General features: G+C 60.5%; 29 protein-coding genes and 1 tRNA gene. 13 read left to right on the top strand and 17 right to left on the bottom strand.

Annotated features, from left to right (window positions below; all coding sequences use genetic code 11):
* Window positions 1-9 precede the first annotated feature (9 nt).
* Window positions 10-501, top strand: a complete 492-nt coding sequence (locus MCUTH_RS04300) for a flavodoxin family protein (RefSeq protein ID WP_066956041.1) — start codon at window positions 10-12, stop codon at window positions 499-501.
* On the opposite strand, the gene purL is transcribed toward MCUTH_RS04300, so the two are convergent.
* Window positions 498-2,567, bottom strand: coding sequence for a phosphoribosylformylglycinamidine synthase subunit PurL (gene purL, locus MCUTH_RS04305; RefSeq protein WP_066956043.1), 2,070 nt, complete (start codon window positions 2,565-2,567; stop codon window positions 498-500). The two genes, MCUTH_RS04300 and purL, sit on opposite strands and share 4 nt — an antisense overlap.
* A 95-nt stretch (window positions 2,568-2,662) precedes the next feature.
* Here purL and MCUTH_RS04310 point away from each other — a divergent pair, with 95 nt between their 5' ends.
* Window positions 2,663-3,280 (top strand): translation initiation factor IF-2 subunit beta, encoded by a 618-nt coding sequence (locus MCUTH_RS04310; RefSeq protein WP_066956046.1) that lies wholly within the window; start codon window positions 2,663-2,665, stop codon window positions 3,278-3,280.
* Here the strand turns inward: MCUTH_RS04310 and MCUTH_RS04315 are convergent.
* The 10 genes from MCUTH_RS04315 to MCUTH_RS04355 form a co-directional block, all read right to left on the bottom strand.
* On the bottom strand, window positions 3,261-3,893 hold the full coding sequence (locus tag MCUTH_RS04315) for a class I SAM-dependent methyltransferase (protein ID WP_066956048.1): 633 nt from the start codon (window positions 3,891-3,893) through the stop codon (window positions 3,261-3,263). The two genes, MCUTH_RS04310 and MCUTH_RS04315, sit on opposite strands and share 20 nt — an antisense overlap.
* Window positions 3,894-3,901: 8 nt before the next feature.
* Complete coding sequence (locus MCUTH_RS04320; RefSeq protein ID WP_273258979.1) at window positions 3,902-4,186, bottom strand: DNA-directed RNA polymerase subunit L; 285 nt, start codon at window positions 4,184-4,186, stop codon at window positions 3,902-3,904.
* Window positions 4,187-4,313: 127 nt separating this feature from the next.
* Entirely contained in the window at window positions 4,314-5,189 is an 876-nt protein-coding gene (locus MCUTH_RS11875) for a hypothetical protein (RefSeq protein ID WP_191092818.1), read from the bottom strand.
* A 231-nt stretch (window positions 5,190-5,420) separates the two neighbouring features.
* Window positions 5,421-6,251, bottom strand: a complete 831-nt coding sequence (locus MCUTH_RS04330; protein WP_066956050.1) for a hypothetical protein — start codon at window positions 6,249-6,251, stop codon at window positions 5,421-5,423.
* A gap of 456 nt (window positions 6,252-6,707) precedes the next feature.
* On the bottom strand, window positions 6,708-7,205 hold the full coding sequence (locus MCUTH_RS12045) for an ABC transporter permease subunit (protein WP_263478032.1): 498 nt from the start codon (window positions 7,203-7,205) through the stop codon (window positions 6,708-6,710).
* A complete protein-coding gene (locus MCUTH_RS12050) occupies window positions 7,121-7,723 on the bottom strand; it encodes an ABC transporter permease (protein ID WP_263478034.1) in 603 nt (200 codons plus the stop codon). The genes MCUTH_RS12045 and MCUTH_RS12050 overlap by 85 nt, the downstream gene beginning before the upstream one ends.
* 235 nt (window positions 7,724-7,958) lie before the next feature.
* Window positions 7,959-9,011, bottom strand: a complete 1,053-nt coding sequence (locus MCUTH_RS04340) for an ABC transporter permease (protein WP_066956052.1) — start codon at window positions 9,009-9,011, stop codon at window positions 7,959-7,961.
* Window positions 9,012-9,113: 102 nt separating this feature from the next.
* Window positions 9,114-9,632 carry a hypothetical protein gene (locus MCUTH_RS04345; protein WP_066956053.1) on the bottom strand — a complete coding sequence of 173 codons (519 nt, stop codon included), beginning with the start codon at window positions 9,630-9,632 and terminating at the stop codon, window positions 9,114-9,116.
* Window positions 9,633-9,985: 353 nt separating this feature from the next.
* Window positions 9,986-10,831 (bottom strand): winged helix-turn-helix transcriptional regulator, encoded by an 846-nt coding sequence (locus MCUTH_RS04350; protein WP_066956055.1) that lies wholly within the window; start codon window positions 10,829-10,831, stop codon window positions 9,986-9,988.
* 19 nt (window positions 10,832-10,850) lie between these two features.
* Window positions 10,851-11,303, bottom strand: coding sequence for a peptidase (locus MCUTH_RS04355; protein ID WP_066956057.1), 453 nt, complete (start codon window positions 11,301-11,303; stop codon window positions 10,851-10,853).
* A gap of 675 nt (window positions 11,304-11,978) precedes the next feature.
* Between MCUTH_RS04355 and MCUTH_RS04365 the strand changes: the two genes are divergently transcribed.
* A complete protein-coding gene (locus MCUTH_RS04365) occupies window positions 11,979-12,812 on the top strand; it encodes a hypothetical protein (protein ID WP_066956061.1) in 834 nt (277 codons plus the stop codon).
* Window positions 12,813-12,838: 26 nt separating this feature from the next.
* Here MCUTH_RS04365 and MCUTH_RS04370 read toward each other — a convergent pair whose 3' ends face one another.
* The 4 genes from MCUTH_RS04370 to MCUTH_RS04385 are packed head-to-tail and all read right to left on the bottom strand — an operon-like array spanning window position 12,839 to window position 16,912.
* A complete protein-coding gene (locus MCUTH_RS04370; protein ID WP_066956064.1) occupies window positions 12,839-13,564 on the bottom strand; it encodes an MBL fold metallo-hydrolase in 726 nt (241 codons plus the stop codon).
* 5 nt (window positions 13,565-13,569) lie between these two features.
* Complete coding sequence (locus MCUTH_RS04375) at window positions 13,570-14,859, bottom strand: ATP-binding protein (RefSeq protein WP_066956065.1); 1,290 nt, start codon at window positions 14,857-14,859, stop codon at window positions 13,570-13,572.
* Window positions 14,860-14,903: 44 nt separating this feature from the next.
* A complete protein-coding gene (map, locus tag MCUTH_RS04380) occupies window positions 14,904-15,785 on the bottom strand; it encodes a type II methionyl aminopeptidase (protein ID WP_083524758.1) in 882 nt (293 codons plus the stop codon).
* Entirely contained in the window at window positions 15,782-16,912 is a 1,131-nt protein-coding gene (locus tag MCUTH_RS04385) for a M24 family metallopeptidase (protein WP_066956071.1), read from the bottom strand. Before MCUTH_RS04385 ends, map begins: the two co-directional genes overlap by 4 nt.
* A gap of 59 nt (window positions 16,913-16,971) precedes the next feature.
* Here MCUTH_RS04385 and MCUTH_RS04390 point away from each other — a divergent pair, with 59 nt between their 5' ends.
* The 3 genes from MCUTH_RS04390 to MCUTH_RS04400 all read left to right on the top strand — a co-directional run bounded on the left by MCUTH_RS04390 (window position 16,972) and on the right by MCUTH_RS04400 (window position 17,644).
* A complete protein-coding gene (locus tag MCUTH_RS04390; protein ID WP_066956072.1) occupies window positions 16,972-17,205 on the top strand; it encodes a hypothetical protein in 234 nt (77 codons plus the stop codon).
* A gap of 27 nt (window positions 17,206-17,232) precedes the next feature.
* Complete coding sequence (locus tag MCUTH_RS04395; protein ID WP_066956933.1) at window positions 17,233-17,532, top strand: hypothetical protein; 300 nt, start codon at window positions 17,233-17,235, stop codon at window positions 17,530-17,532.
* 39 nt (window positions 17,533-17,571) lie between these two features.
* Window positions 17,572-17,644, top strand: a tRNA-Asn gene (locus tag MCUTH_RS04400).
* 197 nt (window positions 17,645-17,841) lie between these two features.
* On the opposite strand, the gene MCUTH_RS04405 is transcribed toward MCUTH_RS04400, so the two are convergent.
* Window positions 17,842-18,027: a hypothetical protein gene (locus tag MCUTH_RS04405; RefSeq protein ID WP_066956074.1), complete on the bottom strand. Its 186-nt coding sequence runs from the start codon at window positions 18,025-18,027 to the stop codon at window positions 17,842-17,844.
* Between the two features lie 162 nt (window positions 18,028-18,189).
* On the opposite strand from MCUTH_RS04405, the gene MCUTH_RS04410 reads away from it, so the two are divergent.
* The 7 genes from MCUTH_RS04410 (at window position 18,190) to MCUTH_RS04435 (ending at window position 23,780) form a co-directional block, all read left to right on the top strand.
* Window positions 18,190-19,368, top strand: coding sequence for an epoxide hydrolase family protein (locus tag MCUTH_RS04410; protein WP_066956077.1), 1,179 nt, complete (start codon window positions 18,190-18,192; stop codon window positions 19,366-19,368).
* Window positions 19,369-19,408: 40 nt separating this feature from the next.
* Window positions 19,409-19,555, top strand: coding sequence for a hypothetical protein (locus MCUTH_RS11710; RefSeq protein WP_161937570.1), 147 nt, complete (start codon window positions 19,409-19,411; stop codon window positions 19,553-19,555).
* 172 nt (window positions 19,556-19,727) lie between these two features.
* The gene (locus MCUTH_RS04415; protein ID WP_066956080.1) at window positions 19,728-20,021 is read left to right on the top strand and encodes a hypothetical protein; all 294 of its coding nucleotides are present in this window, start codon (window positions 19,728-19,730) and stop codon (window positions 20,019-20,021) included.
* A 174-nt stretch (window positions 20,022-20,195) separates the two neighbouring features.
* Window positions 20,196-20,711: a hypothetical protein gene (locus tag MCUTH_RS04420; protein WP_066956083.1), complete on the top strand. Its 516-nt coding sequence runs from the start codon at window positions 20,196-20,198 to the stop codon at window positions 20,709-20,711.
* Window positions 20,708-21,928 (top strand): ABC transporter substrate-binding protein, encoded by a 1,221-nt coding sequence (locus tag MCUTH_RS04425; RefSeq protein WP_224732715.1) that lies wholly within the window; start codon window positions 20,708-20,710, stop codon window positions 21,926-21,928. The genes MCUTH_RS04420 and MCUTH_RS04425 overlap by 4 nt, the downstream gene beginning before the upstream one ends.
* A gap of 11 nt (window positions 21,929-21,939) precedes the next feature.
* Window positions 21,940-22,992, top strand: a complete 1,053-nt coding sequence (locus tag MCUTH_RS04430) for a FecCD family ABC transporter permease (RefSeq protein ID WP_066956086.1) — start codon at window positions 21,940-21,942, stop codon at window positions 22,990-22,992.
* On the top strand, window positions 22,992-23,780 hold the full coding sequence (locus MCUTH_RS04435; protein ID WP_066956089.1) for an ABC transporter ATP-binding protein: 789 nt from the start codon (window positions 22,992-22,994) through the stop codon (window positions 23,778-23,780). The genes MCUTH_RS04430 and MCUTH_RS04435 overlap by 1 nt, the downstream gene beginning before the upstream one ends.
* 82 nt (window positions 23,781-23,862) lie before the next feature.
* Here MCUTH_RS04435 and MCUTH_RS04440 read toward each other — a convergent pair whose 3' ends face one another.
* Window positions 23,863-24,348 carry a PRC-barrel domain-containing protein gene (locus tag MCUTH_RS04440; protein WP_236707433.1) on the bottom strand — a complete coding sequence of 162 codons (486 nt, stop codon included), beginning with the start codon at window positions 24,346-24,348 and terminating at the stop codon, window positions 23,863-23,865.
* Between the last annotated feature and the right edge of the window lie 206 nt (window positions 24,349-24,554).

The raw sequence follows: 24,554 nt of genomic DNA on the forward strand, positions 1-24,554 counted from the left end.
TCCCCTGGTATGGCTGTCTGTATCATCTACCACTCGGAGACCGGCAACACCCGGACCGTGGCCGAGCGGCTTAGCGCGGAAGTCGGCGGCGATCTCGTCGCGGTCCGGGACCTTGCAGGGTACTCGAAGGTGGGGATGTACCTCCGGGGCGCTCCGCGAGCCCTGCGTGGGGAACTTGCCAGGATCGAGCCTGCCGTCATCGATGTCTCCGGCTACGACATTGTTGCTCTTGGAACCCCCGTATGGGCGGGCAACCCCACCCCTGCGGTGAACGCGGCAATCGGCGCCCTTGTGGGCATCGAAGGAAAGGCGGCCGTCGTCTTCTGCACCTCGGGCGGGATGCCGGGTAAGACGCTTGAAGCCGTAACAGCGATGCTTTCAAACCGCGGCGCCGACGTCAGGGGTGCGGTCTCGTTCACGGTGCAGGATCTGCGGCAGGGGGCGCCGATCGATGCCCTGGCCGATCTCGTCCGGCAGCTGGAAAAAGAGAAGGTCGTTTAGAAACGCATCGTCCGGGTCGTGGTGGAGAGCGCGGTCTCGAGTTCTTCCGGCGTGATGACGACCGTCTCGCCCTTCAGCCGGAGGGTGAGGGCGTCGCCTCCGACGGTGCCGATGATCCGGTACTCCACCCCGGCGAGGGCCGACTCATCCGGAACCGCGACCAGGAACCGACCGTAGGTCTCGGAGAAGAGTTCTTCCAGGGGATCGCCGGTGAGGGTGACGTCCGCACGCGGCGCGATCTTTGCAAGCGCGGCAAGAAGGCCGCCCCGGGAGAGATCGGTTGCGGTGGTGCGCCCCTCCCTCACAAGGTCGCGAACGACGGCAACGACGGCCGGATCGGCCATTGCGGGTGCGGATCCTCCGCATCCGGTGACTGCGTCGAGGACCGATCCGCCAAAGTCCGGCTCGGTCTTCCCGATCAGGGCAAGTTTCTCCCCACTCTTTGGCGCCGTCCATCTCCGGATCTCGCCCCGTCCGACCATCCCGAGCGAGGGCGTGGGCTTGATCTGCGTACCAAACTCGTCGCTTTCGTTGTAGAGCGAGACGTTGCCGCCGACGATCGGGGTCTCAATCTTGCGCGCCGCATCCCCGAGCCCGAGGATGGATTGCTCGAGCTGCCAGTAGGTCTCCGGGTGCTCGGGGCTCGCGAAGTTCAAGCAGTCGACGATGCAGAGCGGGTCGGCGCCGAGACAGGCGAGGTTGCTCGCGTTCTCGATGACGGCGTTTGCCGTCCCTTCAAAGGGCTTTAAATAAATGTGCCGGGGGTTGCACCCGCAGGAGAGGACGAGGGCTTTATCCTCCAGTCGGAGGACTGCTGCGTCGTGGACGAGCGAGACCGACTGGAGCTGGACGTCTTTGTCGTACTGCTCGTAGACCCAGTTCTTCCTGGCCACGTCGGGGTGCGAAAGGACCGCGAGCGCGAGGTCTTTTACCGGCATCGTCGGGCGGACGAATGGGGTTTCGGCCGAGTACGGCTTCTTGTCCCAGGCGCAGAGCGGGGCTCCGCCGACGAGGAGGTCGATCGGGAGATCGGCAACGGTCTCGCCGTGGAACTTCACGATGTAGCGGGGTTCTTCGATAACCTCACCGATATCGCTCCAGCGGAGATCATACTTCTCTGCGATCTCCCCCATCAGGGCGACGTCTTCGGGCGCCACCTCGATGAGCATCCGTTCCTGGGACTCCGCGAGCATGATCTCGCGCGGCGTCATTCCGGTCTCGCGAAGATGGACCCGATCGGCGTAGATGACGGCGCCGAACGTGCTCGCCATCTCGCTCGATGCTCCTGCAAGGCCTGCGGCCCCGAGATCGCGGCAGGAGAGGACCTTCCCGGTCTCCGCCATGGCAAGGATTGCATCGATGAGGAGCTTTTCCGTGTATGGGTCGCCGACCTGAACGCTCGGCCGGTCGGCAGCCTCCGCATCCTCTGCAAGGTCGCGGGATGCGAACGATGCGCCGCCAAGCCCGTCCCGGCCTGTCGAGGAGCCGATCAGGACAAGGTGGCTCCCCGGCCGTTTTACCCGGGCGGTGATGTAGCGGTCGGGTTTGACGGTCCCGACGCAGACGACGTTCACGAGCGGGTTTCCCGAATAGGATGGGTCGAAGACGAGTTCACCACGGACGACCGGCACACCGATACAGTTGCCGTAATCCCCGATCCCGGCGACGACGTGCTCAAAGAGGTAGCGGTTCTTCTCGCTTGCGAGGGGGCCGAAGTAGAGCGGGTCCATCAGGGCGATGGGCCGGGCGCCCATTGAGAGGACATCGCGGACGATCCCGCCGACTCCGGTGGCGGCGCCGTCGTAAGGGTCTACGTAACTGGGGTGGTTATGGCTCTCCATCCCGATGGCGAGGGCACAGGTGTCGCTGAACCGCACGATCGCGGCATCGTCTCCCGGCCCGAGGAGCACCTCGCTCCCGGTGGTAGGCAGCGTCCGGAGAAGTGTTTTGGTGGACCGGTAACTGCAGTGTTCGCTCCAGAGGTTTTCAAAGCAGGCAATCTCGACGTCGGTTAAGTCCCGTCCGAGGGTTTTGCGCAGCAATTCAAGGTCCTGTGCCGGCAACATACTGTAAAACTGATGGGTTGCCTATCTACATAAGTATGTGCAAGCCCGGGAGTTTGGGGAACCACTTTTTGACGTCGCGCGACCAATACTGAGGCATGACTCCTTCATACGAGGATCTTCTAAAGAAGGCTTATACCAATATCACGGAGCCGACGGAGTTTGAGGATAGGTTCACGGTTCCGACCGCCCGCGTCTTCATCGAGGGGAAGACCACTGTTCTTGAGAACTTCGCAGAGATTGCAAATACTCTCCGGCGCGACCAGGATCACCTCATGAAGCACCTCCTCGGAGAACTCGGCACCGCCGGCAAGATCGAGGGGACGCGAGCCATCTTCTCGGGGAAGTTCGAGCAGGAACAGATCAGCACGATCATCAAGGGTTACGTCGACGACTACGTCATCTGCTCCGAGTGTGGAAAGCCGGATACCCGCCTCGTCAAGAGCGACCGGGTCCTGATGCTCCGGTGCGACGCCTGCGGTGGTCACAGACCGGTCCGGAAGAGAAAGGCGACCCAGGACTCCTCTGCAGCGGTAAAGCCGACCGAGGGGGCAGTCATGGAGGTCACCCCGCAGTTCCTCTCGAAGCGCGGTGACGGCGTCGTGAAACTCGACCGCTACACAATGTATGTCGCAAACGCAAAACCGGGTCAGAAGGTGAAGGTGAAGATCACCCGGATCGCCGGGACGATCATCTTTACCGAGCGCGTGGACTGAGCACGCCTTTTCTGATCTCCACCCACATCCCCTCCTCTTCTTCCCGGATACGGGCGTGGGCGAGACCACTCTCTCTAAGTTCCCGGCGGAGCGTCTCGGGAGTCGCCTGCCCGCTTCGCCGGGCGACGTCGTCGTCCCAGTTCGGGTTTCGCCGCCGCATCTCAGCAAAAATGGCTTTTTTGATCTCGGGGGTCCCGAAACTTCCGCCGACGAACGCAACGCCGCCGGGTCGGAGGACCCGCTCGATCTCGCGGAATGCCTGGGGCCGATCTTCCCAGAAGTAGATTGAGCCCCGGCTGACGGCGAGGGAGACGGAATCGTCCCGGAGGGGCATACAGTGGACATCGCCGGTGACCGGGATTACTCTGGCCGGCAAGTCTGCGGCAGTCTTTTGGGCAATCCGGGACATCGCCGGGTCGGCATCGAGCGCGATGACGGAGAGGTTGCTCCGCTCGGCGAGCGCGACGGCAAGAAGGCCCGGCCCGCTCCCGATATCAAGCGCAAACCCGTCCCGTATCCCGGACCACTCGAGCGCCTGCTCGGCGATGACGGGATAGATGGGGGCAAAGACCTCCCGCGCGATCCGGGCGAAGCCCTCGGCGCTCCTCTTCATGGGCAGTCTTATGCGGTATCGAGGGTTTTGACCTGCCGGAGGAGTTCTTCAGCTACGCTGGAGAGCCGCTTTGCAGCATCGGTGACTGCAAGGAGAGGGGGCCGGCCGTTAATTGTTGTGACGACCAGTTCGGGGTCGGTGAACTTGAACGCCTGACGGCGCTGCGCCACGTCCACGTCGGGATCGTTCAAGAGTTCGGCGGCGAGCGCGTTGATATATGTGTTGCCTTCGCCTTCAAAGAGGATCCGGGCCTTATCGTCAGTCAACTCCAGGAGTTTGATCTTCATGGCCATACGCAACTATGTTTGGTTTTGTGAGGAGTATATAGGTATGGGTGGGTCCGGATCATCCTCCGCTGCGTCAGTGCTTCAGGAGCGCTGTGGCCGGGGAGCCATGCCGCGTGATGATCCCTCCCGGTCCTTATGACCCGTGCACGTCCGGCGCGACCAGGTCGCGGAGTTCCCTGCGGTCGCGCGATGTGTCCCAGACCCCGGGTTCATCATCTGCCCGCGTGATGATCATGGCCTCTGGATAATCTTCGAGATCCAGAAAAATTATCACCTCGTTTACCGTGACCACCTTCGGCGACCCGTCAACGAGATAACCTGTCTCAAACGTCGTGGGGATCGGGAAGTTCATCGCGACGTAGGTGCCGTTCTGTTTCATGGCCTCCAGTTCCTCCGGCGAGAACCCCGTCTTGTACTGAGCAGAGATGCACCGGATCTGCTCGCCGCATTCTGCTTCGATGGCGGGATACCCGGGGTCTTCCGGGTGGAGGAAGACGCTCAGGCCTCCTGCGCGGTGAATCTCGATGTAGGGGGTATCCTCCCCGGGGTTGTCTGCCGGACGAGGCGTCCAGTCCCCCGGCATTCCCGGCAACGCCTCGCCATGATCCAGTCCGAGGAAGAAACCTCTCCCAACCTCCCATCCCGCACCCTCCATCCAGACAACAATCGCTTCTGCCGGTATGGTTCGATTGTTCAGGGCGGCCAGATGCATCTTGAGGCGTACCTTCTCCCCCATCCGAAGGGTGAAGGAGTCCGGGACATAGGAGACGCATACATCATCGGGCAACCCGTCGGTCCGAACGACCCTGACATCAATACTGGTGTCGGCCTCCGAGGAGACGATGATCAGGAGGGTCGCCGATGCATTCGATCCCAGAATGAGTGTCGGCGCTCCCGGGCGATCGACCCTCACTTCCTCAAAGCCCGAGGAGTTCCCCGTATCGAACTCAAAGAGGAAAGGAGGAGCCCCCTCCTTGCCAGCAGGAGCGTTGATGATCGGCTTATCCAAGATGTCTGGCTGGAACGTGGGGGGTCGGTACCGAAGTCACATCGCCAAGTACCCCCTCGCTCGTACACCCGGCCATAAGAAGGACACACCCCAGAATAGCAAGAGAGAGCATAGGGGCCGGCACTGTCTTTTTAAGCCTGCTCCTTTCCTTTTCCATCGTCTCTTCACTCCTCCCGCTGCGGGAACGTGCATTACGTCCCCCAATTTGCTTCCGGTACTCGCTACTACAGCCTAAAACTGACTCGCCGTCAGGCAATATGTCCATAGGACTGCCGAACCCGCGCTGTCCTGCCGCCTCTCTTCGCAAATCCCATACATGGACTGCGTCCCCTCATAATTTCCAATCCAATCAACCGCATACTTCCCGGCGTTTCCCACCCGGCATTCACCCGGTTTCGGCCTGATCTTGCCCTGGTGCAGGATGAAGTCCTTGCTGATGTTGTGGCAATCCGAACCCGAAAACTCGAGGCCAAACCGTAATGTAACTGTATTTTCAACACCACGCATATCCCCATCGGGGGCGTACCAGAGCAAGTTTGATGTGGAATTTTCGAACTCTACCCGGCTCCAAAAGTTCCGAAGGTTTGAGTCGTCGCCCATCCAAGTATCCTCGCGATTTTTCGTAGCGCCCCACTGCCACCAGTAGTAATGATCTCTGCCCTGCTCGTCGGTCAGGTCTAACGCATAGAGAACCAGTGCATTGTCGGAATCTGCCAGGACCACGCCGTCGTTGTTCCCGATTTCCAGACTGCCGCTCCATGCCGACACATACCGGATATTCGGCGTCGCACCCGCCCCCTGAGAGGGACCGCGGGTTTCGTCAGGGATGTGCAGTCTTAATGCGCTCACGGCCTCCGGACCGTATTTCTGCTCCATTCTCCCGGCGTAGGCCATAAATTCTTCTTCAGACATGCCTGAACTATTGGGGGCAATTCGCAGCGTTTCCTGAGCAGTATTCGCAGAGAGAACTGCCTCGGCACCCACCGCCAGCACGAAGGCTACGCCTGCGATCAGCAGCGCCACGAACAGGACACAGATGCCGATCAGAAATGTTCTTTTCATGATTCTTCACTTTCGTTCATGCATACACAAGATCACGGAGCCGCAACGACTATCCCCGATGACAGTCAACAGCCCTCTGCCCTCGAGCACGCGGTGGGGGTCGGGACACGACGCCAATCAGGCTTCCCGGCTCCCTCGGGATTCCGCATGCGGCTTCCCCGATTGAGGCGTCAACGTTCCTCCTCATAACGTTTCTGTGCATTCCCTTGAACTGTCATCGCGGTTCAGGCCCGCCGGTTCTCCCAAATTAACAGCGAACAGTCTGATTCGTGAGTGGAACGGCCGATCTCTAGTCGAAATTTGCCTCGGCCGGCACCTCGCGGGTTTGAGAACACACCCCGACCGAAAACCCGAATAAATTCATCTGATACTTAAATCCTGTGATACTGTTGGCCAAATTCCTTCACGGCTCCTCGACGTATAGGAAATGCGCGCTGGCCGGGCTGCCCTCTACCGTCACCGGACATCCATCCGCATGAACTTCCCGTATGCGGCAGCGAAGAAGACCGACGTGAAGGCGACCAACGCCGCGATGCCCCTCCAGATCCTGCTTGTCGCATCATCAGGCGACAGATCCGATGGATCGACAACCGTCCATGCCACCGCGTAATAATTCACCATCGGTGAGAAGAGGTTGACCGTATCGGTGACGAACTGCATCTTGTTCTGGTATGTTTTCATCTCCGCGTCGTATCGGTCGCACTCCTCCTCGTACGCTTTCAGCACTGCTATGTCGCCTGAGATATGGGTCCTCCCGTCAGCGTCCGTCCAAGCCGGCATTTCCGGTCTCTGCGGCGGGTCGCCCGCGGCCACGCCCCCGAGAATCATCCCGAACAGTTGTAGCACGTAGGCGAGGGCAAAGAAGAGTGCTAGACCGTAGACCATCGCATGCCCGCTCTCTTTTGTGACGACCGAGAGAGCAAGAGCGAGGGCGAAGAACGCCAGCAGGTACATGAGTGATACGAACCCGAGAGCTCCGATAGCGAAAACCTCGTCCGGCGTCGGCACGATCGAGCAGACGAGGAGCACGCGAGGGTGATGGCAAACGCGATAACAAGAGCAACCCCGAGAGCTGCAGCCCCACCGAGCGCTTTGCCGTTGATGATCTCGTCCCGGAAGATCGGGTGGGCGAGGAGCGTCTTTAACGTTCGGGTCTCCTTCTCCTTTGATATCAAGTCAAACCCGGTCGCAATCGCGAGGACGCCCCCGAACGGTACCAGGGAACTGACCAGTTGCATGAAGATGAAGAGGATCGACGGCCGGTCGGGCATCATGCCGGGTCCGGTGGAGTCCCCCGCTGCCTGTAACTGCTGGTTATACGACTCGAGACTCTGGTTGTACTGGTCGATCCCCTGGTGCATGCCGAGCAGGGCAAACATCAGGAGCAATGCAAGGATCACCAGGAATTTCCGGCTGGTGAGGTGGTCGGTAAACTCCTTCCCGGCCACGGTGAAGATTCGTTCTGCTGTCATGAATTCACTCTGTTATCCTCGTCGCTCTAGAGCGAGCCCCCGTCAATGGTCACGGCACACAACTCGTTCTCCACGCTGACCGGTATCACTGCCATACAGACAAGGGCGGCGGCAGCGCATGCTCCGAACATTTTCTTCTGTTTCATGATGGTTTCACCTCATCTTCACGGAACCCTAGCAGTCCGGCGGGGAACCGGGAAGAGGACACACTTCTCCGTGCCGCCGCTCCCCGCCCTCACCGAATGTCCATCCGCATGAACACCCCGTACGCGGCGGCGAAGAAGACCGACGGGAAGACGATCAGACCCACGATACCTGCCCAGACACTGCCAAGAGATTCCGGAAGCGATCGCTCTTGGGGCGCAGAAATGACATCGGCTACAGTCTGGTAACTCTTCTGCGGCGAGAGAAGCGTGACCACATTGGTGACGAGTCTCTTCTTCTCGGTATACGCCGCCAGGTCCTCCTGATACTCTTTCAACGCTTCGTGCCGAGCGGAATCAGCACCCTGGGCGACATACGACCCGGTTGCATTGGAGACGTATGTGAATGTGAGTTCCTTGACCGCCGGTGTTTCGGGGCGTTGCGGCGGGTCGCCTGCGACAAGCCCTCCAACCGTCGCCCCGAGCACCGGGAGGAGCGACGAGACGACGAAGAGGACCACGAGGGTGAAGATCAACGCGTTGCCGCTCTCCCGGGTGACCGCCGAGGTCGCTAGAGCGACGGTAAACCAGGCGATCAGGAAGAGGAGCGAAACTACCCCGAAGATCAGGATAGCGACGACCTCGCCCGCCGTCGGGACGATCGAGAGCACGAGGAGGATGGCGGTGATGAGGGCAAGGGCAAGCCCCACGACGACTCCCAGGGCGGCGGCGCCCCCGAGTGCTTTGCCGACGATGACCTCGTCGCGGTAGACCGGGTGCGCAAGGAGGGTTTTGAGCGATCGGGTCTCTTTCTCGCGGGTGACCAGGTCGAACCCGGCTGCGATGGCAAGCAGTGCGCCGAGCGTCATCGTGGTCCCGGTCATGGAGCTGAAGACGTATAGGATCGAGGGCTTGCCCGGCATCTCAAGCCACCAGGCCCCGAGTTCCTGCAGGTCCCGGTACTCGTCTGCCGCCTGCATCGCTTTGTTGTACGAAGCCAGGGCGTCATCGTAGCGCTCGATCCCTTGGGCCATACCGACCATGGCGATGATGAGATACAGGGCGAAGATCAGGAGGAACCGCCGGCTCGTGAAGAGGTCAGAGAACTCTTTTGCGGCTACAATGAGGCTGCGTTCTGCGGTCATGGGATGTTTTCTCTCTGGTTTCCGGTCCTGACGCCAGATCTCCCCAGGTCGATCGGTAACCCAGTCAAGAACAAAGGGTGCCGTTTACGGCACCCGAGATCGTTATGTTTGCAGTTTAGTTGTTCCATCAAACCAGGTATTTCCGGCAAGACTGATCTTCTCGACGACAACCCGATAGATATCGCCTTCCTGGAGACGCTGGTCGTACCGCACGTGACGCTCACCGTTCTCGGTGAACGGGAGCCATGGCCCATCGTCCTGCGCGAGGACGCGGTTGTTGCTGTCGACCAGTTTCAGTCGCAGGTCGCTCCATTCGCCGTCGACCTGATAGAACTTCATGTCGACCTGAATGGAGTTGTAGACGCCGGAGGGCACCGCAAACTGAAAGGTCCGACTGGGCTGCGATTCAGTGATGGTACTTCCAAAGGGAAATGTAGCGACATCCTGTACACCAATTTCTCCTAAAATCTCTCCAGAAAGCACATCAACATCCGTGGCATCGCCCGCATCCGATGATGGGGGCTGGAGATATACGGCAAAGTCGGCCACTTCTTCCGCCGAAACTCCCCCAAAGCAGAGCAGCACGAGGAGTGCGGCTATGCCAATCTGCAATAGTTTCATGGTTTTCACCTCATTCACGCGTGCTCCGGAAGGCCGTAGAACCGCAACGGCTATCCCCGATGGGAGCCAACAGCCCTGTTGCCCTCCGGGCACGCTGTGGGAGTCCGGGATCCGACGTCAATCAGAGTTCCCCGCCCCCGCGGGATACCGCATGCGGTATCACTGATGGAGACTTCGCTGTTCTTCTTTATACCGTTTCTCGGACAAACGCCGATTCATCCGGGCGTTCATAGACCTCAAGTTCATGGAAAAGAGCTGGAGTGCTGGTATCAGAGCCTGGTACTCCGGTGCTTCTCCCAAAGACTGGTGTGCAGGCGGAGTGCGCGCACTCGGGGCCGTAGCGAGGCCGGGCGTCACGACGAACGATCGCCAACGTGGGGGACCGGGTCAAACCTCAGTTGAGAGAGGAGGCCGTCGATATCCCTCCCCGGGGCTGATCCCTCCAGCGGGTGCTGCCGCGCTCCGGGCCGGTTCGGTATAATGATCCGCATGTCCGTCAGTATACGAGAATAGTTCTCGGCGAGAGTATACCGCACACACCGCCCATCCCTCTCTGCGATCACAACACCCAGATCTTCCAAGTATCGTAGGTGCTCATAAACTGTAGTTCCTGATAACTCGACGTTTTCTGCAATCTCTTCGTTGCATGCGCCTTGATTGAGATAGATTTCTGTTATAATTCTCCGCAGACTCTCGTTCCTCAGTGCGATGATGAGGGTCTCCTCCTCGGCCGAGTATGGAGCATCTGCAACGAAGTAATGAGTCCTCCCTCTTTCCAGTATCGTCTTTAAGAGACCCACGGATTCCATCGTTTTCATATGGTAATCAAGCGTCCCTCGCGTCAGAGGCACACGCCTCAATATCTCCCTGAAGTGCAATCCCGGGTTCCTCTTGACAAATCTCAAGATCTTGCGTCTCTGCGGACTCTCAAGGGCGTTTTCTTTGCAAATCCGTTTGTACCCGAGGTATCCGGCGGCCTTCAACGGAATGAGGGTCTCGATCGGGGCTGCCGTCAACTGGGGAAATACAGACAGCAGCAGAAAGAGCCAGAGCGGTATCGGGTCTACCTCCTGCACCTTCTCGCCCGATATGGACATGCCGGGCTCTTGCCCGACGTTTCTTGAGGGCCGGACCGTGTATTCGGTGGCATCGGCAACCGCTACCAGCAGCACCAGAAAAAGGATCGAGAGGATAAGCAACCGGAGATGTCCACCGGGCCTAGTATTGGTAGAGGTTGAGGGTGTATGATCTCTCTGATGATACCTTCTCGCCGTAAACATCGAGCGTCCAGGTTCCCCGGTCCACATAATTGCCATCTGGGTCAATGTCGATATGAATCTTGCCATCCATCATTCCGTCGCTACTGTCGCGGAACGTGCCGATCTTGCTTCCCGAAGGGGTGTAGATGGTCAACGCCAGAGAATCGGAGGTCGAACCCCAGTTAAGGTATACCTCAAGGTACTCGACGCCGCTTCCGACATAAAATTGGTGCCTGTTGGTCTCGCCCTGGCCGACGGTGTCGGAGAGCCCCAATATCGTCACCGGGTCATCTGACACCGAAGGGCGGACTGTGTATCCGACGCCTTCGTTCGCCGATACAGGAGGCACGGCAAGGAAGGCAACGGCGAGCAGCAGGGCAAAAGCCCCGTATTTTCTCTTTGCCGATGTCATAATGGATTGTTGTGACCTGTGTTTTATGAGTTTTATGGGACAAACACCGATTCTATTCTCGTCTCCGTCCGCTTCGAATCCCGGGAACGAACATGCTTGAGGACCGTCACGCCCGTACCGTGCCCGAAGTTATCATATCCAAAGAAATTGGTGCAGTACGGTCACACCGGGGCGGCCTGCGCGCAGTGAATGAAGAGAGGGGCCCTGCACCGGATCTGCTGGAACATCCCTGATCATACCGGCGATACTTTTGTCATTGGGAGGGAATTCCTTCGGGACGGGTCTGCCGCAGAGGAGACCATTCCGGTGATCATAGGGCGTTAGAACTGCTTTTTTTTTTAAAGAGACGGTTTCGAGTTGGTGTTTGTCCCATAAACAGTTTATCCCGAAACGACCCAGTGAACAATTGTGGGCGCCGCAGGCAGCGCCTGCACCGGTGCGGAGGTTCGCCCGGCCGGTTTGCCAAACGTCCGGGTAAACGTCTCGCATGCCCGGAGGCAATGGGAACGCACACGTTTTGCATACTAAAATGTGTGCCTCTCCTGTCTTCAAGGGGCGCTTGGAAGATAGTAACTGGAAACACGAAGATGCGGGCACCATGTTCATGGCAGTTATCCCGGTGAATGCGGGTGTCATCCCGGCGAGTTATATTCCAATCATGATTGAGGTGAAGAGATGAAAAATAAGCGGCTCACGGCGGCATTTGTTATATTCATGCTGACGCTATCGGTCTGCCCGGGGTTTGCTTCCGCAGTCCAGATTGTCGATGAGTGCGGCATAGATATCGAACACGGGGAACGAACGAACAGCGTTGAACTCCTGAAGGCCGGTTTGAACAAACGAGAGCCCGTCACCATCACACTCGGAGGGCTTCCTTTCTCAAAGGGTGGGCGGAACGCGTCGTATTCCGATTTGGAGAACTTCACCGCCGCCACGTGGGGCCTGATGCAGGAGCACTACCTATATCCCAACGGGCCCGTCATCGGTTTCGGCTACGACGTCGATGGGTATCTCCGAGTGAGTCTCTGGAACGGCCCGCCCCTCCCGGAAAACGCCTCTTCCGTGGGTTCACTGCACACGATGCTTGATGAACGGGCAAAGGGAATGGGAATTGAGAATATCCCTGTGAAGTTCACGGTATTCATCTCCCCTCCGGAGTTGGTCCTTGATGGCGACCGGATGAGCCCCTCGGACCGTACCGGCTCCTACGCACAGTCGCCGGAGAACTGCCCGGCGAAAGTCACCTCCCTCGATGCATTGACCGTGGCGCTTCGCGATCCGGAGGTCGTCGGGTTGCTGGAGAACAAGAGTATCGAGACGATCACGTTCTCAAAAGGCACCTATGCCGACAGAAATATGAATTACACCCAGATGGTCTTCCGCCCGGAGGACCCGGATCCCGGCGACTGCATGACCGCTCCGACGATCGTGGTTCAGGTTAACGAGTCGTGCGGGGTTTATGCCGCCTACGAGACCTACCCTTCGCATATTCCGGGCTGTAAGTTATGATCCTCAAAAGAGGAAGAGCCGAGTAATCACCAACAGAACGTCTCCATATCGTATCCTGCGTGCGGCATACCCGGCGGGACCAGGTGACTCATGTGGACGCACCGGTAATCCCTCGCCCCGACGTCGCGTGCGAACCGGACCGCCTCGGCGTAGTTCATGTGTTTGGTGATGGAGTAGCCTGCAGGAGCGATGGCGTCGAGAAAGAGGAGATCGATATCCGCCTCCTTGAGGAGGTCCCTGCTCTCGTCCGGGATATCCTCCCTTGTGTCGCTTGTGTAGGCGATCGTTACATCGTCGTGCTCGAGGAGGAGGCCGCAGGTGTAGACCGGCGGGTGGTTCACTTCAAAGAACGTGAAGGTGAGGCCGAAGAGGTCGAACGGCTCGTAGACGGGGTGCGGGTGCTTTTCAAAGGAGAGGAAGTGAAGGTAGCCGGAACAGTAGTCAATCACATTCGGCGCCGCATAGACCGGGGGGATCTTCTGCACCCGGTAAAACTCTCCAAACCCTATAAAGTGGTCGTAGTGACCGTGCGACCAGATGACCGCGTCGATCTGGGGCGAGCAGGCCCGGAGGAGTTGCTGCCTAAGATCCGGCGACGACTCAATAAGAATGTGCTTGCCCTCAGTCTCGACGAGGAGGGACGTCCGGAGCCTCGACCTCCCCGCTGCGATCATCGCCTGGCAGTTCTCGCAGTCGCACCCTACCTTCGGCGTCCCGATGGCGTCCCCGGTCCCAAGCAGCGTTATCTGCATATTCTCTAGTACCCGGTCCCACGGATGACGTTGCGCTCCTCGACCCTGAGGAGTCCCTGCTCGATATCCACCGGATCGACCCGGTGCCGGCCTTCCATCAGCGCCGACATCACCGCCTCTTTCATCATTATCCGGAGATCTGAGCCCGAGAACCCCTCCGTCCGGGCGGCGAGGTCAGCGAAGTTGCAGTCGCACTCAACGGTGGCTGCGATCTTTTTAAGGATGGCCTGGCGCATCGCCTGATCCGGGAGCGGGAACTCTACCACCTCGTCGAACCGGCGCCAGGCGGCCTCGTCGAGGATCCGGGGGTGGTTCGTTGCCCCGATGAGGAGGACACCGTTTTTGATGAAACTGATCTGGTCGATGTTCTTTAGGAGCATATTCACCGCACGCTTCATCGCGCCGTGGTCGTCGCTGACCCTGGTCTTTGCGACAAAGTCGAACTCATCGATGAAGAGGATGCAGGGAGCGAGTTTCTTCGCGAGGTCAAAGATCCGGTCGATGTTCTTCGAGGTCTCGCCCAGGTATTGGGAGGTGACCATCGCAAGGCGGACCTCGAGAATCGGCATATGGAGTTCCCGGGACATCGCAAGCGCAAGTGACGTCTTCCCGGTGCCGGGCGGGCCGACGAAGAGGAGCCGGCCGAACTCGTAGATGCCGCGCTCTTTTAAAAACTCCCTGTTCTCGAGGGCGACAGCGATCTTTCTGATGATCTCTTCCTGCCGCGGGGTGCAGACCAGTCGATCGAGCGAGAACTCGACCTCATCCGGCGCGCTGATGATGATCAGATCGCGGGCCTCCCGCATCTCCTCGCTCTCGCCGATGATCCGGGAGACCTTCCCCTCGATGTAGTCTTTTGTATCTTCAAACCGGGGGTTCTTTGCCAGAACGTCCCGGTATCGGACGTCGATGCCGTCTTTTCCTTCGTAGTAATACGCGAGGACGGGGTTCTCCCTGATCCTCTCTGCCCCGCCCTTCTTGAGGAACCATCCTGCCGCCGCGTCGAGCGAGGGCAGACTCAGACGCTGGCCGAACTCATCGTAGCCGACGAACGGGTTCTGGCGGACGGTCTGGCAGACAGTGTCCGGGCTGCCGAAGGCCCTCTTGATCGCACCCTCGCTCACGATCAGGGGTCGCTTCACCTCGGCGCTCCCGCTGCTCCCGGCGCCGAAGAACTCGCGGCAGCGTGGATTGAGATCGTTGATGCCGAGTTCCTCGTTTCGATTGAATATCTCCGCGGTGAGCAGGACCTCTATGATGGTGAGGACGTCACGCGTACCTGTCTCGTCGGTCATATCTGTAAACTATCATATTTGTGTGCGATATCAATAAGCGTAACTCACCGGGTTGTGACCTCGCACCCATCTTCCGTGACGATCACGGTGTGCTCCGCCTGCGAGACGAAGGAGCCCGGCTCGTCGTGCAGCACCGGGAAGGGGTGGAGGATTCCGTTCCGGACGAGCGTGGCCAGCCCAATCTCGACCTTGTCCCCCGGGATCCAGCGGCGGGAGAACGGGAGGCCCCGGCGCGGCCGGGCTACTTCGAGGACCCGCCTTGCCGAAGGCAGGCGGGCCGGGCGGGCGGCGATCTGTCGGTAGATCTCCACGCGCGGTGCCTCGCGGACCCGTCCCGATCCTGTGGTGGCGAACGGTTCAATTGCAAAGACCATTCCCTCCTCGAGGACGACACCTCCGGAGATCGCGACGTTCGGGATCATGGGACTTCCATGGAGGTTGTAGTGGTCGAGGCCGTGGCCCGTGAGGTTTGCAACCGACTGATAACCGCGCTCCTCGATCGCCGCCTGGATGGCGGCCCCGAGTTCGCCGGTTGCGACCCCCGGGCGGACGGCGGCGATCGCCGCTTCAAGGGCCGCCCGGGATGCCTCGACGAGCGCTCCGTGGTCGCCGAGGTCGACGGTCATGGCGGTGTCGGCGATGTATCCATCGATCGCTACACCAAGGTCGACCTTGACGAGGTCTCCCCGGGAAAATACCCTCTCGTCGCCGGGCATGGCGGTGTCGTGGGCTGCAGCCTCGTTGAAGGAGACATTTAAGGGGAAGGCGAGAATTGCTCCCTCCTCGACCACCATCGCTTCAACCGCTTCGACCATCTCAAGGAGGCTAGCCCCCTCCTTCACCATACTCGCGGCCCGGTTGAGTAACTTGTTTGCCAGCGCCCCCGCTTCATGGTAGGCGTCGTAGACTTCATCATCCATGCTCATAGCGTGAGCTCCTCTTCGTATTGGGTGAACCGGTCAAACCCGGTCTCCGTCACCGCGCCCATATCCTCCAGGCGGACGCCGCCGGTCCCGGGGTAGTAAAGCCCCGGCTCGATGGTGACGACGTTCCCGGCGACGAGAGCCTCTCCCTGCGGCCCGAGCGACGGGTCTTCGTGCACCTCTAGCCCTACACCGTGCCCCAGGCTGTGGATGAACCCCCGCGTATCGCTCTCGTAGCCGCGGTCGCGGAAGAACTCGACCGTCGCGCGGTAGAGGTCGGCGCCGACGGCTCCGGCCCGGATCATCGATGCACTGAGGGCTTTTGCATCCCGGACGGCCTCAAACATCTCCCGGATCTCCGGGGACGGCTCGCCTCTCACGACCGTCCGGGTCATGTCGGCGTGGTAGCCGCTCTGTTCGTTCTGGGGGAAGATGTCGATGACGATAGGCTCGTCTGCAAGGAGCGCCCCGAAGCCTTCGTTGTGCGGGAGGGCGGTATCCGGGCCGCAGGAGACGATGGTGTCGACCCCCCGGCATCCGTGGGCGAGGAGAACTGTGTGCATCTCCGTGCGGACGGCTTCCGAGGTGAGCGGCCGGCCGTCCCGGTGGAGGACGCCGTTCTTTTGGACAGCGGTCCGGATGAGCGCGATCCCCCGCTCCATCGCCGCTTCAGCGGCCCGCTGGACCGAGCGGATCTGTTCGATCTCCTCGGGAGTCTTGACCGCTCTCATCCTCTCGACGGCACCCTTCTCGTCGAGGATGACCGGGTGGAACGACTCGAGTTCCCGGGCGAGGGCAAGGGGGAAGTTTGCAGGGACGAGGATGGGGCCCGCGGCGAGATCTGCGATCATATGGGCCGTCGCCCGCCAGCGCGACTCTCCGGCCTTGATGTACTCGAGGTATCCTGCATCGGCGCGGGTGACGACCGCTGCAGGAGATTCCCTGACCGCCCGTTCGTGCTCCATCTGCGGGACGACGATCATCCCGCGCTCGTCCATCCTCTGAATATAGACCACGGGGTCGGTGGTGCGGAATCGGGTTAGATAGCGCACGTTGGCATCTGCAGATGAGCCATAGGCAGCGTATGCCGCTGCTCCGGCATCCCGGAGAGCCAGATCCAGTCCATTCATTCTACCATCTCTTCCGTTGAAACCACAAGTACTTTTACCCCCGCGTTCAAGTATGAATAATGGATGAGGCAACAAAGCAGGTCTTCAAAGCCAAGTTTATAGTACTGACGGTCATGCTGAACATCATCATCCTCTGCTTTGCCATGGCCGTCTTTATCCTCTTCCGGTTCGCGCCCGAAGGAACCCTCTGGCTTGTTGTCGGGCTCCTCCTCCTCGCTACCGGGGTGGCCGTGTCCATACCGTTCCGGAAGCGGTATCTCCAGACGAAGGCCTGGCTGCACGAGCAGCCGTAATGCATGTGAATCTGGAATATGACGGATATGCTGTCAAAACTCAAGTCCGAGATTGAACTTGTATCACGGCACCTCGAGGTGATCCGGGCGGTCGTGGAGCACCAGCCTATCGGGATCATGAAACTCTCCGAGATCCTTGGCCTCCCTTACCACCGGGTCCGTTATTCGCTACGGATCCTCGAGCAGGATGGATATATCCGTGCCTCATCGGCCGGCGCGGTGGCGACACCGCTTGCGGCCGACCTCCTTGCCTCCCTCGAGGGCGAGGTTGATGAACTGATCGCTCTCCTTGAGACCATCAAGCGGGAAAACTCCCGTAATATTTAATACAATTCAGGGAAGACATTATAGAGCACTTGTTACGGTGCCGCCATAACTCAGTTGGTAGAGTGGCTGGCTGTTAACCAGCATGTCACAGGTTCGAGTCCTGTTGGCGGCGTCCTCACTTTTACTCAAAAATTCTGTTATACCTACGGCTCTTGCGTCTCGCCTCATGATCTAAAAAGCAGTAATCGTTCTACGTCATCGGGGCGCATTCGCCGGGCATGGATCATGTGCTCCCCGCCAAAGTCTCCACTCTTCGACGGCGAAGATTATGCACAGACCCTCTGGCGAGGCCTGCTTTGTCCGGCCGGGTTACTTGCCCCAGGGTGATCGGCCTGCGATCAGGACTCTTTCCGGCTGGTCTCTTCGCTCGGCGGCATTCTGTTTCGCTGCCGCTTCCAGGCACTCCGGGCTGCAGTAGAGTGCGCTTGCGCTTGTGGCTTTCTCCCTCAGCAGGAACTCTCGACCGCAGTATGCGCAGTAGACAGATTCAGGCATCCGAACTCACCTTAGGTGGAGAGGAGCATATCAGGGGATAAGCCTTTCCTCCCATCAAGAAGATCGCCATCCCCCGGTTCTGCATCACCGAGGACTTCGGCGGTACAGGGCCGCGATCGGCATCGGGAAAGAGTTATCTCATCTCGCACCAGCAGTCGCTGCATGCCGAAGGACTCGTTTCGTATCGCTATCCCCCAGCCGATCCTGGACGACCTGCATGATCGGCTCTTCCGTACCCGCTTCCCCGACGAGGTCGAGGGTGCGGGCTGGGACTACGGGACGAACCTGGCGTATCTGCGGGAGCTGGTCGATTACTGGCTGCACACCTACGACTGGCGGGCCCGTGAGGCGGAGTTGAACCGGTTCCATCACTACATCGCCGATATCGACGGAAACGAGATCCGGTTCATCCACGAGCGCGCCAAAGGGCCGGATCCAATGCCGCTCATCCTCTTCCACGGCTGGCCTGACTCGATCTGCCGCTATCTCAAACTGATCCCGATGCTCACCGATCCGGCGGCGTACGGCGGCGATCCCGCCGACTCGTTCGACGTCGTCGTCCCCTCGCTGATCGGCGATCCGGGGATGTCGCGATCGGACAAAGAACAACCCCTTGCAAAGATGGCGGAGATATCCTATCGGCTGATGACCGAGGAACTCGGATATGAGCGGTTCGGCGCCGGCGGAGGGGACGGCGGCAGCCCGATATCGCAGATCATCGGCGTCCGCCACCCGGAAGCGATCGTTGGCCTCCACCTCACCGACATCGGTTTCCCCATTCTCACGGCAAACTTCCCGGATCTCTCGGATGCGGAGCGTGAGTATCTCGCGAGATCGCAGGCGTGGGGTCTTTCCGAGGGAGCGTACATGGTGCTCCAGGGGACGAAGCCGCAGACCCTTGCCTACGGGCTCGTCGACTCGCCCGCGGGCTACGCTGCATGGATCATCGAGAAGTTCCGCACCTGGAGCGACTGCGACGGCGACCTGGAGTCGGTCTACACGAAGGATGAACTGCTGACGAACGTCATGCTCTACTGGACGGCCGGGCCTTCGGTCAGGGCCGTCAGCTACCGCGAGGAGTGGGTATCGGGTTCGCTTGCGCCCGACCAGCGGGTCGACGTCCCGGTGGGGCTCGCACTCCCCCCGAAGGATATCGATCCGATCCCTCCGCGGGAGTTTGCGGAGCGCAACTTGAAGGATATCCGCCGGTGGACGGTGCTCGAGCGCGGCGGCCACTTTGCGGCGATGGAGGCCCCGGAGTTGATGGCCCGGGAGATCCGGGAATTTTTCAGGCCGTTGCGTGCGAGACAGAGAGGCAATCCTGAAGGGAAACGTTCGTAACCCCTGGCGTCGAGTTCCATGCATCGATGGGACGATCGAGATGCCGAGGCTGGTACTGATCGATACGGCGACGGGTACAAGGATCCGCCACCGTATCAGGAGCTTAAAGCAGGCCTTACAGCAGCAAGAATGGTACGAAGCAAGGCTCGGCCGGCGCGTGCGGATCGAGAAGGAGTTTGAGCGGTAGCGCTGCTCCGGCGCCGGGAAAGGCTGATGCTTCCGCCGGGCGAACCTGAGAATCATGCACGACGATGCAGTGGAACGGGTCTCTCTTGGGGAGGCTGTGACGGCGGCGGAGGTCTCCCGCCGGGAGGGGAGGAAGAACCCGGCGATTGCAGCAGGGCTCTCGCTCATCTTCAATGGTCTGTCTTGGTCAGGCATACAACGGGCAGTTCGCACGAGGCGTCCTGGTGCTGCTCGGGAGCCTCCTTGGCCTCTTTGTTCTGATCGTTCCGGGCGTGGCGATCTGGATCTGGGGCGTCTACGATGCCTACCGGACGGCGAAAGGGATGAACGAAGGGCTCATCCCCTACCGGGAGACGAGTCCCCTCATGATCGTGGCGTTCGTGGTCGTCTGGGCGGCGACGATCGTTCTGCTCTCGGCGGCTTCGGCGATGCTGCTCGCCGCGCTGGCGCTGCGGGGGATGCTGTAATGAGGCCCTTGCGTTCAATATCCTCAGCGATGGGACGAAAGGATAAGGAGATCTCGACCCTGCGTTGCATCACTCCGTCCAGGCTCTCGTCCCGATATACTCCCCACCCCTATTCTTCAGACTTGTTAGCACAATAAGAAACGTTCATATTACCAGATCGACAATAAAAGACCCATGATTGGTCTCCCGGCGAATCGCCTCTTCTGCATTGCTCTCCTGTTTCTTTTCATCCCGGCTGCGGTCTGCGGCGTCCCCGTCACGCGCACGCTCTCGACTGCGGAGCCCGGGGCTGGCGAGGTATTCACCGTCTCGCTCTCGATCGACGGCATCCCCCTCGGCGGGGTTGTCGAGACGCTGCCGCCTGGTTATGCCTTCGCAGGAACCGATCACCCGGAGGACCGGGTCATTCTCCGGGGGCAGCAGATAGGATTTGCCGTGATGAACGATACCCGCATAACCTACTCTGTTGCGGCCCCCGCCTCCGGGAGCGGGGATATCACCGGGACATGGGAGGACTTCCTTGGCGAATCGTACGGAGAGGTGGCCCCGTCGCACGTTGCAGTGGACGGCATCGAGACGGTGGCAATGAGCGCCGGGGAGAGACCTGCCTCGCAGGAGGCCGCCCCACCGTTTGCGGTTCTTGCAGCGATTGCCGCCCTCCTCATCGCCGGGTGGGGTGGTCGGCGGTGAAGCCCATTCCCATCCTTGCTCTTGCCCTCCTCCTGGTCCTCGCCGTCCCGGCGTCGGCCTCGACTGGTGGGGGCATCGTGGGGGACGCCGATGGCGACGGGGTTCTTACCAGCGCCGAGTACGCCTCGGCGACCCTCGCCTACCTCGACGCCGCCTATATGGGCGGCACCGGAGTTCTTGACCGGACCGATATCCAGGACGCCGCCTGGGTCTACACCTACTGGGATGGGAGACCCCTCACGATCACCGACTCGTCCGGGAAGACGATGACTCTCTATCGGCCCCTGCGCCGGGTCGTGACGTTCAGCGGCGAGTCTCTCGAGACCCTGCGGTCGCTCGGGTTCGATATGGAGAAGGTCGTCGCCGTCGACAAATACAGCCACGAGAAGAAGACCTTCTTCCCCGAGTGCCAGGGTAAAGCGAACGTCGGTTCGGTCTGGTCGCCCGACATGGAGAGGGTCCTCTCCGTCCGGCCGGATGCAGTCTTCCTCTACGCGACGATCAGCGTCTCCGCCTGCGACGATATCCAGAAGCGGCTCGAGGCGAGCAGCCCCAATATCCGAGTCTTCCGGTTCGACTGCTTCAAGCCTGCGACCTATGCAGGCGAGATCCGAACAATCGCATCGATGATCGGTCGCAAGGATCGAGGCGAGGAGTTCGCATCGTTTTACGAGTCGACGATGGACCGGATCCGGGACGGCACGGCGGGCGTCCCGGACGGCGAGAAGACCAGGGTCTACTTCGAGTACTGGTACGACTACACGACGGTCTCGGCCGGGTCGGGCTACAACGAGAAGATCGGACTTGCCGGAGGAGTAAACCCCTTCTCCGTCGGGACCACGGAGTACCCAACCGTCGACCCCGAGGCAATCCTCCTTGCGGACCCGGAGGTCGTCGTCAAACTGGCCGGGCAGGGTCTGGCCGTCGGCGGATACGCGGGGCACGATCCTGAGGCACTCGGTGCAATCCGGTCGACGCTCATCGAGCGGCCGGGGTGGTCGAGCATCTCCGCGGTGAAGGACGGCCGCGTTTACGTCATCCACTCCGACATCCTCGGCGGCGCCCAGCACTTCATCGGGACGGCCTACCTCGCGAAGTGGTTCTACCCCGACCGGTTCGCCGACCTCGACCCGCACGCCATTCACCAGCGCTACCTCACCGAGTTCCAGGGGATCGATTTCGACCTCGCATCCAAAGGGACATTCGTCTACCCGTGACCGGTGCAGCCATGGAGCAGAACGTCACCATTCAAGAAGGATATGCCCGGCTGAAGAAGACCCGGGCCCTCTTCATCGGCGGACTCCTCATCGCCCTCGTCATCCTCATCGGCGTCGCGGTCACGCTCGGATCGGCCGACTACACCATGGCCGAGTCGTACATTGCGATCCTTGCCGGGCTCTTCCCCGGGAGATTCACCGCCCCGGAGATGGCCGAGATCATCGTCTGGGACTACCGGCTCCACCGGGTGCTCTTTGCGGTCTGTGCCGGGTTCGGGCTTGCGGTGGCGGGCTCGATCATGCAGGGGATTCTTCGAAACCCGCTCGCGAGCCCCTTCACCCTCGGGATTGCTTCAGCAGCCACGACCGGCGCCTCGATCGCGATCGTCCTCGGCGCCGGGGTTGTCGGAGGGGAGTACCTCGTCATCGGCAACGCCTTCCTCTTTGCCCTGCTTGCCGCGCTTGCCATCTACGGGATGGCCCGTTACCGCGGGATAGGATCCGAGACGATGGTCCTTGCCGGTATCGCCATTATGTATCTCTTCTCGGCGGTGACGTCGCTCTTGCAGTACGTCGGCAGCGCTGAACAGCTCCGGGCGGTGGTCTTCTGGACCTTCGGTTCGGTCGACAAATCCACCTGGCCCAAACTTGCCATCGTCAGCCTCGTCCTCGCCTGCACCATACCCTACCTCCTCTACCGCGCCTGGGACCTCAACGCCCTCGCCGAGGGAGACGAGGTGGCGGCAAGTCTCGGGGTGCCCGTGGAGCGCTCGATGATCCTCTTCATGATGATCGCCTCCCTGATCACCGCGGTGATCATCTGCTTCACCGGGACGATCGGGTTTATCGGGCTTGTGGCTCCGCACATCACCCGGATGGTCATCGGCGGGGACTTCCGCACGCTCATCCCCGCCTCCGGTCTCGTGGGAGCTCTCCTCCTCCTCGGTGCCGACAGCATCGCGCGCAGCATCCTTGCGCCGCAGGTCCTCCCCGTCGGGATCGTGACGGCGTTTCTCGGGGTGCCGTTCTTCATCTACCTCTTCATGCACCGGAGGAATGCCTGATGGCCCGGCTCTCGGTCGAAGACCTCTCGTTTGCCTATCGTGACCGCCAGGTGCTCCGGGGGATCACCTTCTCGGTCGACGCGGGCGAGGTCCTTGGGCTCGTGGGGCCGAACGGGTGCGGGAAGACGACGCTCATCCGGTGCATCGACGGCATGCTCACCCCCCGGAGCGGCAGGGTGGTGCTCGACGGTCGGGAGACCCGCGGGATGCACCGGCGGGAGGTCGCGCAGGCGATGGCCTACGTGCCGCAGTCGGCCGGGAACCAGACCGCAGCGACGGTCTTTGAGACGGTCCTCATGGGGAGGCGGCCTTACCTGAACTGGACGGTGAGCAAGACCGACGAGGAGAAGGTGATTGCCGCGCTCGATGCTCTGGATCTCGGGGGGCTTGCGCTCCGCAGAGTCGGCGAACTCTCCGGCGGGGAACGCCAGCGGGTGATGATCGCCCGGGCCCTCGTGCAGGAGACGGGGGTGATCCTCCTTGACGAGCCGACGAGCAACCTGGATCTCTGCCACCAGATGGGGGTCATGGAGGTCCTCCGAGGCCTGGCTGAGAGGACGGGTCTTGCGGTCGTCATCGCAATCCATGACCTGAACCTTGCAGCCGCATACTGCCACCGTCTCATGGCGCTCAAGGCCGGCTCGGTCTACAGTTACGGGACGCCGGAAGAGGTGCTGACCGAGGAGATGCTCCGGTCCGTCTACGGCATCGAGGCGGTGGTGAAACGGGATCTTGCGGCGCCCTATGTGGTTCCTGTCCGGGGAGCGCGCCTGCAAAAAGAGGTGTAGGGTCGCCCCTCCCCGACAGAAAATCGATCCTTCCGTCTGCTTGCAAAAATAGAGTGGTTTTCCAGCCCGTCGGTATTCTGGTTTACCTCGGGGGTGTCCGCCGCTCGACCCGTTCTGTTGTGACGATCTCGGATGGTGGGGGCTCTTCCCTCCTCATGGCCTCCGCTTCCTCCCTGGTCGGGGGAGTCATCGTCCCGGCCGACTGGATCAGGCTGTAGTCCGCTTCCTCTGGCCAGTTGTCCTCCTCGAATCCTGGCTCATTGTCCAGCCGCTGTTTGTCGATGTTCACGACAAAGTTGTCCTCCCCCGGGCGGTAAACCACGGACTCGGGTGGGACCGCAAACCTCTTTGCCGCCATGCCGAGGATGCCGCCGTACCTGAGGACCAGGTACTGGACCCGGCCTTCGGGGAACCCGATCCGCATATCGGATATCTCTCCAAGGTCCTCGCCCAGCTGGTTGACCACGTTCTTTCCCAGGATGTCGTCAGCCGACATGAACCATCGCTCTCCGGCTGCCCGAGTCCTGCGCTCAAGAATAACTTCCGAACGTTCCTGCATCTTCCTCATCTCCACTGCCCCACTCTCGGTAAGGCTGATATGCCTCCAGATCTTGGGCGTGCACTGAGTGCCCGTCCCCCATAAAATGATTACGCTGTAAGTACGAGATCCGCCGGCAAGGGCTAATCCGGCGGTATGGGCAATGATGCGGGCTCTCATTCCAATCAGAGTTATCAGCCCTGTCAATTGCCAAAATAATGTTCAAATTGGCCCTG

Source organism: Methanoculleus thermophilus (assembly GCF_001571405.1).
Classification (GTDB): Archaea; Halobacteriota; Methanomicrobia; order Methanomicrobiales; family Methanoculleaceae; genus Methanoculleus; species Methanoculleus thermophilus.

Coding starts and splice junctions, on each gene's coding strand:
- MCUTH_RS04300 (WP_066956041.1), top strand. CDS start 10: ATGGCTGTCTGTATCATCTACCACTCGGAGACCGGCAACACCCGGACC.
- purL (WP_066956043.1), bottom strand. CDS start 2,567: ATGTTGCCGGCACAGGACCTTGAATTGCTGCGCAAAACCCTCGGACGG.
- MCUTH_RS04310 (WP_066956046.1), top strand. CDS start 2,663: ATGACTCCTTCATACGAGGATCTTCTAAAGAAGGCTTATACCAATATC.
- MCUTH_RS04315 (WP_066956048.1), bottom strand. CDS start 3,893: ATGAAGAGGAGCGCCGAGGGCTTCGCCCGGATCGCGCGGGAGGTCTTT.
- MCUTH_RS04320 (WP_273258979.1), bottom strand. CDS start 4,186: ATGGCCATGAAGATCAAACTCCTGGAGTTGACTGACGATAAGGCCCGG.
- MCUTH_RS04330 (WP_066956050.1), bottom strand. CDS start 6,251: ATGAAAAGAACATTTCTGATCGGCATCTGTGTCCTGTTCGTGGCGCTG.
- MCUTH_RS12045 (WP_263478032.1), bottom strand. CDS start 7,205: ATGTACCTGCTGGCGTTCTTCGCCCTCGCTCTTGCTCTCTCGGTCGTC.
- MCUTH_RS12050 (WP_263478034.1), bottom strand. CDS start 7,723: ATGACAGCAGAACGAATCTTCACCGTGGCCGGGAAGGAGTTTACCGAC.
- MCUTH_RS04340 (WP_066956052.1), bottom strand. CDS start 9,011: ATGACCGCAGAACGCAGCCTCATTGTAGCCGCAAAAGAGTTCTCTGAC.
- MCUTH_RS04345 (WP_066956053.1), bottom strand. CDS start 9,632: ATGAAACTATTGCAGATTGGCATAGCCGCACTCCTCGTGCTGCTCTGC.
- MCUTH_RS04355 (WP_066956057.1), bottom strand. CDS start 11,303: ATGACATCGGCAAAGAGAAAATACGGGGCTTTTGCCCTGCTGCTCGCC.
- MCUTH_RS04365 (WP_066956061.1), top strand. CDS start 11,979: ATGAAAAATAAGCGGCTCACGGCGGCATTTGTTATATTCATGCTGACG.
- MCUTH_RS04370 (WP_066956064.1), bottom strand. CDS start 13,564: ATGCAGATAACGCTGCTTGGGACCGGGGACGCCATCGGGACGCCGAAG.
- MCUTH_RS04375 (WP_066956065.1), bottom strand. CDS start 14,859: ATGACCGACGAGACAGGTACGCGTGACGTCCTCACCATCATAGAGGTC.
- map (WP_083524758.1), bottom strand. CDS start 15,785: ATGAGCATGGATGATGAAGTCTACGACGCCTACCATGAAGCGGGGGCG.
- MCUTH_RS04385 (WP_066956071.1), bottom strand. CDS start 16,912: ATGAATGGACTGGATCTGGCTCTCCGGGATGCCGGAGCAGCGGCATAC.
- MCUTH_RS04390 (WP_066956072.1), top strand. CDS start 16,972: ATGGATGAGGCAACAAAGCAGGTCTTCAAAGCCAAGTTTATAGTACTG.
- MCUTH_RS04395 (WP_066956933.1), top strand. CDS start 17,233: ATGCTGTCAAAACTCAAGTCCGAGATTGAACTTGTATCACGGCACCTC.
- MCUTH_RS04405 (WP_066956074.1), bottom strand. CDS start 18,027: ATGCCTGAATCTGTCTACTGCGCATACTGCGGTCGAGAGTTCCTGCTG.
- MCUTH_RS04410 (WP_066956077.1), top strand. CDS start 18,190: ATGCCGAAGGACTCGTTTCGTATCGCTATCCCCCAGCCGATCCTGGAC.
- MCUTH_RS11710 (WP_161937570.1), top strand. CDS start 19,409: ATGCCGAGGCTGGTACTGATCGATACGGCGACGGGTACAAGGATCCGC.
- MCUTH_RS04415 (WP_066956080.1), top strand. CDS start 19,728: ATGGTCTGTCTTGGTCAGGCATACAACGGGCAGTTCGCACGAGGCGTC.
- MCUTH_RS04420 (WP_066956083.1), top strand. CDS start 20,196: ATGATTGGTCTCCCGGCGAATCGCCTCTTCTGCATTGCTCTCCTGTTT.
- MCUTH_RS04430 (WP_066956086.1), top strand. CDS start 21,940: ATGGAGCAGAACGTCACCATTCAAGAAGGATATGCCCGGCTGAAGAAG.
- MCUTH_RS04435 (WP_066956089.1), top strand. CDS start 22,992: ATGGCCCGGCTCTCGGTCGAAGACCTCTCGTTTGCCTATCGTGACCGC.
- MCUTH_RS04440 (WP_236707433.1), bottom strand. CDS start 24,348: ATGAGGAAGATGCAGGAACGTTCGGAAGTTATTCTTGAGCGCAGGACT.